General features: G+C 62.9%; 3 protein-coding genes. 2 read left to right on the top strand and 1 reads right to left on the bottom strand.

All coding sequences use genetic code 11. The features are described from left to right. Nucleotides 1-452: 452 nt before the first annotated feature. A complete protein-coding gene (locus tag EA346_RS11655) occupies nucleotides 453-1,298 on the bottom strand; it encodes an amino acid ABC transporter substrate-binding protein (protein ID WP_296758762.1) in 846 nt (281 codons plus the stop codon). A gap of 562 nt (nucleotides 1,299-1,860) precedes the next feature. Here EA346_RS11655 and EA346_RS11650 point away from each other — a divergent pair. Continuing rightward, nucleotides 1,861-8,604: a PAS domain S-box protein gene (locus tag EA346_RS11650; protein WP_296758761.1), complete on the top strand. Its 6,744-nt coding sequence runs from the start codon at nucleotides 1,861-1,863 to the stop codon at nucleotides 8,602-8,604. Beyond that, complete coding sequence (locus EA346_RS11645; RefSeq protein WP_296758758.1) at nucleotides 8,594-9,505, top strand: diguanylate cyclase; 912 nt, start codon at nucleotides 8,594-8,596, stop codon at nucleotides 9,503-9,505. The genes EA346_RS11650 and EA346_RS11645 overlap by 11 nt, the downstream gene beginning before the upstream one ends. Nucleotides 9,506-9,534: the final 29 nt, after the last annotated feature.

The following is a 9,534-nucleotide window of genomic DNA, read 5'->3' as shown; positions in this document are numbered from 1 at the left end:
CCGAGAAACTGCAAAAGGGTATAGCGCGTGAGCGGTTTCACCTGCATCCTTGGTCATCGCACCCTACCTTCCGCTGGCCGATAATTCAAAGGCAGGGGCAGGGGCGCAGCTGTAGGAGACCAGCCTCTGGCCGATGGTTTTCCGGCGCCCGCTCGGCGAGAGGGTTCGCCTCCTACACGCAAGCAGCCTTCGCGGAGCTTTCGTGATAATCAGGAAATCGCTTGCCACCGCCCTTGTGCGGTCCATTTCAGCCGGAGGGCCAGCCGGTCAATAATCTTGTTGATCACCATCGCGTCTTCGATGCAGGCAATGACTCGCATGCCGCCGCTACATTCCCGGCAGGCCTCGATGTCGATGCCAAAGACTCGTTTCCCATGTCAGTTTCACGTTCGACGGCAGCCGTCGAACCCGTCAACGGAATCGACCCGTTAAGCACTTCCCTCGGATGGGTGTCAGAACACTTCCGGGGCCAGGATGAACAGCATCCGCAGGGCCGCCCCGGCCTCGATATCCGGCATGGTGTTGCGGAAGATGCGCGCCATGTCACCATCCTGGTAGAGCGCGCTCAGCCCCCGGTCGACGGCCAGACGGAAATCACTGTCGCCACGCTGCAGGACGAGACCATGCTTCTCGACCGTCAGGGTGTCATCGGAAATCCGCAGGCTGTCGGGAAGATCACCGGAGATCGCGAGGCCGAACAGCTGCAACTGATCGCCGAAGAAGGCGTCGAGATCCCCCTTGGCCATTGCCGCGACACCATCCCTGAAGGTGCTGAACGTGATCACCTCGGCCTCGAGGCCGGCGGCCTTCAGGGAATTGCGCAGAATCTCCTCGGTGGTGGTCTCACCGCGCACCCCCAGCCGCTTGCCGTCCAGATCCTCGAACGCGGTGTCCCCCTCCCCTGCGAGCAGCACGGCGGTCCCGTCGATAAAGGTGGGGATCGAGAAGTCGACCCGCTCGCGACGGCTCAGGGTGATGGTCGCGGCCCCGCAATGCAGGTCGACACGACCCTCCGCCACCGCGTCGAAGCGGCTCTGCGCATCCAGAGGCACCCACACCGGCGTCAACTTCTCCATGCCGAGTGCGTCGGCAAGTCGTGCCGTAAGGGCCCGGCAGATCATCACGGAGTACCCCTGCGGCTGCCCGGCGCCGTCGACATAGGACAGGGGTACGGCATCGGTCCGGTGGCCGAGGCGTATCTCGCCACTGTCCAGTATCCGATTCAGGGTATCTGCTGCGACTGGTGCAGCCACGAGAGCGAAAGAGAGGGTCAGGGCTAAGAGAACGGCGCGGCGCATTGAAAACTCCTCGTTGGTAAGTGTTGCATATCTGGGAAGTGCCGGACGATTTCGTGGGCAGGCTTTCCTCGACAGACTTCCTTCAACAGGCTCAGGGCGGCAGGCTCAGGAACCCGCAATCGCGGATCTCGGGTTCGATGGCGTCCCCGGCCATGAGCGGCATGGCCATCGCTCCAAACGGCTCGCCTGGATTGGCGGGATGTCCGACGGCACGGAGCGCGACCGCAAAATTAGCGTCGAGAGTATAGTAGGCAGTTTTGAGGTAAGCGAATTGGCCAGCATGGTTCCGCGAAGAAACGCGATCAGCCTGGCATCATTCAGGCTCGTGCTGGCTGCCGGTCTGGGATCGCACGTCCAGCGTGCGAAAGCGGGCGTTGTCGAACGCGCCGCAACTGGAGAACGGAGCGGGGGCAGCAGCGGGCCGAGCCCCATGGCAGTCCCTTCAGCCTGATGATGCTCGATGGGGGCCACTTCAAATCCGCGCCCTGTACGAATCCAAGCATAATAGCCGTAACCGACTCACGCGCGCTTGACGCGCCCCACGACCGCGGGAATCCACCCGATGCAGCATCCGGAAGAAGCTGGCATTGAGTTCCAGTGCCGTCAGACCCTGCGCGATCTTGGAGTACTCGACACATTCCAGGACGAGCGCTTCGACCGCCTGACCCGAATTGCCAGGCGCCATTTCGGCGTGTCGGTGGCACTGGTCAGTCTGGTGGATACCGAGCGTCGTTGGTGCAAATCGCGACAGGGGCTCGACGTGCAGGAGACACCGAGGGCGATATCCTTCTGTGATCACGCCATCCTGGGTGAAGCGATCCTCAAGGTGCCGGATACCCTCGAGGATGACCGTTTCGCGAACAATCCCCTGGTGACCGCCCCGCCCCACATCCGCTTCTACGCCGGGGCGCCCCTGCATGCGCCTGACGGCGAGCGCGTGGGCACATTTTGTATCCTCGACAATCGACCCCGGACGTTTTCCGACGACGAATTGAGTGTTCTGCGCGACCTGGCCGATATCGTCGAGGCCGAACTGGAGCGCGAGGCCCAGTACCGGGATCTGGTGGAGGGTCAGACCGAGTCCATCCAGCGTTTTCTGCCGGATACCACCATTGTTTTCGCCAACCACGCCCTGGCAAACCTGCTCGGGTGCGTCCCCGACGACTTGAGCGGCAAGCGGTGGATCGACATGCTTCCCGAAGAGGAGAAAGACGGGGCGTTGGCAGAGCTTGACCGCTTCCGCCCGCAGGACCCTGTCCGCAGCTTCGAGAACTCGTTGGTTCTGGAAACGGGCGAGGTGCGCCGGGTGCTCTGGACCACCCGTGCCTTCTTCGACGGTGCCGGGCAGGTGACCCACTTCCAGTCCGTGGGCACCGATGTTACCGAGCGCCGGAAGATTGAAGAGGGGCGCATATGGCTTCTCGAGATCATGGAAACGACAGAGAAACGGTGGCGTTTTGTGCTCGAGGCCACCGAGCAGGGCGTTTGGGACTGGGATGTGGCGACGGATACCGTCTATTTCTCGCCCCAATGGAAATGGATGCTCGGGCACGAAGAATACGAGATCGGCGACAGCCTCGACGAATGGAAGGAGCGGGTACACCCCGATGACCTGACTGGGACCATGGCCGACCTGGATCGCCATTTCAGGGGTGAGACCGAGGTCTACGAGAACGAGCACCGCGTCCGCTGCAAGGACGGCAGCTACAAGTGGATCCTGGACCGGGGCCGGGTAGTCAAACGGGATAGCGAAGGTAAACCCCTCCGTGTCATTGGCTCTCACACCGACATAACCGAGCGGCGCCAACTGTTCGAGAGCCTTCAGGAGCAGGAAAAGCGCTTCCGGACCCTGTTTGAACTCTATCCGGATGCGACCCTGCTCATCGACCCGGGGACCGGACTGCCGGTCCAGTTCAACGAGACGGCCCACGAGCAACTGGGCTACACCGCCGCAGAATTCGCCGGGCTTCGCATCACCGACTACGAGGCCCAGGAGACCCCGGAGGAAACCGCGGAACACATCCGCACCATCCTCGAGCAGGGCCGGGACGATTTCGAGACGCGACACCGCCGCAAGGACGGTTCGATCGTCGACGTACGGGTCTCGGTGGTCCTGCTGGACCAGGAAGACCGCAACCTCTTCCTGGCGGTGTTTCGCGACATCAGCCAGCAGAAACAGGCCTTACGCGAACTTGCCGAAAGCGAGAAGCGCTTCATGGATGTGGCCGAAGCCGCAGGCGAGTACATCTGGGAGGTCACGCCCAAGGGCCGCTACCGCTTTGTCACCCCTCAGGCGGGGCATCTTCTCGGGTATGAGGCGGACGATATCATCGGCCACTCCCCGTTCGAGTTCATGCCACCGGAAGAAGCCCGACGCGTCGAGGGACTGTTCGCTGAATGGGCGGCGGAGAAAACGTCATGGCAGGGCCTGGAGCATGTATCGCTACGCCCCGATGGCCGCCTCGTCCATCAGCGCGTGAGCGGGCTCCCCATCCTCGGCGAGTCCGGTGAACTGCTCGGCTTCCGGGGGACGGGTCGGGACATTACGGCGGAGAAGGAAGCGGAACAGGCCAAGGAGGTGCTTACGGAGCGCCTGCATCTGGCGACCTCGGCCGCCGGGCTCGGCATATGGGACTACGACATCGCCAGCGGCCGGCTTGACTGGGACGAGGGCATGTTCCGCCTCTACGGTGTGGATCCGGCCGATTTCAGCCACCGGTTCGAGGACTGGGATCGCGCGTTGGTCGGGGAGTCGCGCGACCAGGCCAAGGCCCGGTTCCAGGCCGCCGTGGAATCCGGCAGCCAGTTCGAGGCCAGCGTGACCATCCGCCGCGCCGATGACGGGACCCTGCGTACGCTCCATAGCCAGGCCCAGGTGATCCGAAACGACGCCGGGAAGGTCGTGCGCGTAGTCGGGGTCAACCGCGATATCACCTCACAGGAAGAGAACCGGCGCCAGCTGGCCGCCGAGGAGGCCAAGTTCCGGGATCTGTTCGAGCTCTCCCCGGTGGGCATCGCCATGAACGACTTCGCCACCGGCGCGTTCCTCGAGTTCAATGATGCCATCAAGGAGCCCGCTGGCTATACCCGTGAAGAATTCAAGGCGCTGAGCTACTGGGAGGTGACACCGGAGGAGTACATGGCCGACGAGCAGGCCATGCTCGAAGCAATGGAACGCACGGGCCGTTACGGCCCCTTCCAGAAGGAATACATACGCAAGGACGGTTCCCGCTATCCGGTCCTGCTCCACGGCTTCAAGACCACGACTTCGGAAGGCCGCGAGGTGATCTGGTCCATCATTCAGGACATCTCCGATATCGAACGGACCCGCCACGAGCTGGAAGCGGCACGCAACCAGTTCGCCTCGCTGGTGAACAACATCCCCGGCACCACTTTCCGCTGCAAACTCGACCGCGACTGGACCATGTCGTTCTTGAGCAAGGGGGTGGATACCCTTACCGGTTTTGATGCCAGTGACTTCACCGGCAACGCAGTGCGCAGCTACGCCAGCATCATCCACCCGGACGATGCTGCGATGATCGATCGGAGCGTCGCCGAGGCCTGCGCTGCGGATCAACCCTGGGAGATCAATTATCGGGTACGGCACAGGGACGGTTCGATTCGCTGGGCCCAGGAACGTGGCATGGCGGTCCGCGACGACCTTGGCGAAGTGGCCTATCTCGATGGTCACATCCTGGATATAACGGGACAAAAGACCGCTGAAGCCCGCACCGAGGCGATCGAAACGGAAATTCGCAAACACCGGGCGGCGGTCGACGCCATCGCCCACACAATAGCCGCGGAGGACCGCGTCCAGCCCATCCTCTCCGAGACCTGTCGGAACCTCGGCGAGGCACTCGGAGCGGATCAAACGCTGGTCTACGACATCGATTTCGATCAGCAGCGAGTCATCGGACAGGAAGAATGGCTCAACCCCGCCCGGCCGGATATTTCGCCGTCCATCGGCACTCTTCCACTGGCGGTTTTCGGCGATGGGATCCGCCATTTGCGCGAACAGCGAACATGGCTGACCAGCCATGCCGATGCGGTTCATCCGGCCCTGACCGGGGATGGTTCCGCCGAAGTCCTGCACGAACAGATGAACATCGGCACGATGCTCTGGTACCCATTCAGCTTCCGCGACGGCGGTTACCACCTCCTCGTCCTTAACTGGCTGGAACGCCAGCCCGAACCAAACGAGCAGCAACAGGGCTTCCTCGCCTCCGTGGCCGGTCTGGTGCAGCTGGCCCAGAACAAGCTCCGCGTGATGGAACAGCAGCAGCGGGTTCAGAAACAGTATGAAACCCTGTTCGTGGAACTTCAGGAAGGCTTCGCCCTGCACGAAATCATCTGTGACGATGAGGGCCGACCCACGGATTATCGCTTTCTGGCGGTCAACCCTGCGTTTGAACGCCTCACCGGCCAGAAGGCGGACGAAGTCGTTGGACGCCGCGTGCGCGAACTCATGCCCGCGACCGAGTCATACTGGATCGAACACTTCGGCCATGTCGCGCTCACCGGCGAGAATCACACCATTGAAGGCTATAGCGCCGACCTCGGCCGCTACTTCCGCGCCGTGGCCTTCCAGCCCGAGCCGGGGCAGTTCGCCTCCCTGATCACCGACATCACCGAACGAAGGAATGCCGAACAACAACTGGCCCAGAACAAGGCCCAGCTCGATGCCTTCTTTACCCAGTCATTCAGCGGCTTCTTCTTCATGATGCTGGACGAACCGGTCGACTGGAAAGGTGCCAGCGAAGATGACAAGGCGGCGTTGCTCGACTACGCAATGGCGCATCAACGCATGACCAAGGTCAACCAGGCCATGCTGGATCAATATGGCGCCCGTGAGGAGGACTTCATTGGCCTGACGGTCAACGGCCTCTTCGCCCACGACCTCGACTATGGCCGCTCCATCTGGGAAGGACTGTTAGACCAGGGGCGCTGGCATGGGGAAACCCGCGAACAGCGCCTGGACGGGACACCGATCATCATTGACGGCGACTACATCTGCCTGTACGACGCACAGGACCGGATCATCGGTCATTTCGGGGTCCAACACGACATCACCGAGCGCAAGCGGCAGGAGGAAGCCCTGGAACAGGCCCGCGAGGAGGCCGAGCGGGCCAACCGGGCCAAGAGCGATTTCCTGGCCAACATGAGTCACGAGATCCGCACACCGATGAACGCGGTCATCGGCATGAGCCAGCTGCTGCAGACCTTCCAGGACCAGCGCCAGCGCGATCTCGTGAACAAGATCTATCACTCGTCCCGAATGCTGCTCGGGATCATCAATGACATCCTCGACTTCTCGAAGGTCGAGTCGGGACAGCTGGAGCTGGAAGAGCGCGAGTTCGAGCTCACCAAAGTCATCGATCAGATGGCGACCTTCTTCGGGCAAGAAGCCAGCTCCAAAGGGCTGGAACTCCTCTTCGACATCCCGCCCGATCTGCCGCAGACCTTGGTGGGCGATTCGTTGCGGCTGTCTCAGGTCCTGACGAATCTGCTCAGCAATGCAACCAAGTTCACCGATCAGGGGGGCGTGGTGGAGTTGGGTATCGGCTCCGTCGAGCCCGCCCCGAGGGGTCACGTGACGTTGGACTTTCGCGTACGGGATAGCGGCATCGGCATCAGCGAGGAACAGCGCCCCCGCATCTTCCGCCCCTTCAGTCAGGCCGACAGTTCCACCACGCGTCGCTTTGGTGGGACCGGACTGGGGCTGGCCATCAGCCAGCAGCTGGTGGTGAAGATGGGCGGTGAACTTGAGGTCGAATCGGAGCCCGGACGGGGAAGCACCTTCTCTTTCACCCTCACGCTGCCGGTGGGTCCGGGGTCGGGCCGGACGGTCGAGTGTCCGGAAACGCAGGGGAATCGGGTGTTGATTGTCGACGATTACGCGCATGCCCGGCAGGTCATGCGCGAGTTTCTCCGCTATTGCGGCTACGAGACAGAAGAGGCCAGTAGCGGCGAAGAGGCGATCGAAAAGGTCCTGGCCGCCGAAGCGGGGGGCAGCCCATTCAACTTCATCCTGTTGGACTGGCACATGCCGGCCGGCATGAATGGTGGCGAGACCTGCCGGGAACTGCAGCGCCGCCGGCAACAGGGGGAGTTGAAGCACACACCCCCCCATATCCTGATGGTCAGCGCCTATGCCCGGGACGAGGTCGAATTCGATTTCACTCTAGTCAAGGATTTCCTGCCCAAGCCCCTGACGGCCTCGACCCTCTACGATGCCCTGGCGCGGGCCGAACGCGGGGAAAGCGCGGTTCCGCATGGGCCGCCGGCAGCAATGGTACCGGACCTGGCGGGCCGCGAGATCCTGCTGGTAGAGGATAACGAGACCAACCAGGAGGTCGCCACGCTGCTCCTGGAGAAGACCGGGGCCACTGTCCGCCTGGCGGAAAACGGTGCCCGGGCCGTCGACGCGGTCGCCGAGCGGGTGCCGGACCTGATCCTGATGGATCTGCAGATGCCGGTCATGGACGGCTTCGAAGCAACCCGGAGGCTGCGTGAGCAAGGCTATACCGGGCCGGTCATTGCCCTCACGGCGGCGATGATGGACAACGACCGGCAGCGCGCCCGAGAGGCGGGGATGGACGATCACCTGGGTAAGCCGATTGAGTTCGAACGTCTCTACAGCGTACTGCTGGACCATCTGGAGCGATCCGGAACGGCGCCACCGGAACGCAATGAGAACACCCACGCGCCAGCCCCGGATACCGATGCACTGCCCGTGGATCTGCCGGGGTTCGACCTCGCCCGCGGGCGCAAGCTCCTCGGCGGCGATGAAGCCCTGTACGCCCGCATGCTCAGGGGGTTCCGGAAGAAGCTGCCGACGGAGTACGCCCCGCTGGTCGAGCACCTCAGGGCCGGTCGGGTAAAAGAGGCACAGCACATCGCCCACACCCTCAAGGGGGCGGCCGGGACGCTGGCGGCCGTGGAGATCCAGCATCTGGCAGGGCAGATCGACGGCCACCTGAAAGCGGGTAAACTCGTTGACGTCGCCGCCATCGAGGCCATGGAACAGGCGATGAATCAGGCCGCGGAGACGCTCGCCACCCTGGAGGCTTCCGGGGGCGGGCCGGCAACAGGCACAAGGGCGGCCGTGGAGACGCTGCGTAGCCATCTGGAGCGCAGCGAACTCGTGGAAGAGGCCACTTTGCAGGAGGCTCTGCGGTATCTGCGCAGCCTGGGTCTGGAGTGCGACAGACTCGAGGCGCTGGTCGAGCAAATCGAATTCGAGGCGGCCCTCCAGGTGCTCGACGAACGTATGGAAGAGGCGGAAGCAGAACGCAATGACAACTGACGAGCAGCAGACCATCCTCGTGGTCGACGACGAGCCCGCCAACATCCTGGCACTGGGCAGTCTGCTCAAGCACGAATACCGCGTCCGGGTAGCCAACAGCGGCGAGAAGGCCCTGAGGTTGCTCCAGGAAGGGGGGCAGCCCCACCCGGACCTGATCCTGCTGGATATCCAGATGCCCGGCATGGATGGCTATGGGGTCTGTCAGCGCATCAAGGCGGATCCGGCCACCAGGGATATACCCATCATCTTCGTGACCGCCCTGGATGCGGCCAGCGATGAAGAGCGAGGATTGAGCCTGGGGGCCGCGGACTACATCGCGAAGCCTTTCAACCGGGCCATCGTGCGTGCCCGTGTCCGTACGCACATGAGCCTCAAGCGCAAGAACGACCTCCTGGAGCAGATGGCGCTCTTCGATGGCCTGACCGGCATCCCCAACCGTCGCCACTTCGATGATCAGCTCCAGCGCGAGAGCAAGCGGAGTCTGCGCCAGGGGGGATCGCTTTCCCTGCTGATGATGGACATCGATCACTTCAAGGACTTCAACGATCACTATGGCCACGGGATCGGAGACCAATGCCTCCAGAAGGTGGCCGAGACCCTGAAGGCGACCCTCTCGCGCCCGTCCGACATGATCGCGCGTTACGGCGGTGAGGAATTCGTGGCCCTTCTACCCGGCGCGGATGCGAATGGTGCCCGCGAAGTTGCCGAGAAGCTGCGGGCGGCGGTTCAAGGGCTGGCCATTCCCCACGAATCTTCCAGCACAGCGCCGGTAGTGACGCTCAGCCTCGGGTGTGCGACCTATTCTAGCGAGGCACCCGGTGCCGCACTCGATGGCCTGCTCAAGAGTGCTGACGAGGCCCTGTACAGCGCCAAGAGGGCCGGACGGAACCGTTGCGCCTGAGACCTCCGTTAGCGTGAAAGTCACGGCCA

This window comes from Thioalkalivibrio sp., from assembly GCF_007692535.1.
GTDB lineage: Bacteria > Pseudomonadota > Gammaproteobacteria > Ectothiorhodospirales > Ectothiorhodospiraceae > Thioalkalivibrio.
Note: the sequence above shows the minus strand (reverse complement) of the source record. Positions and strands in the feature narration are given on the sequence as shown.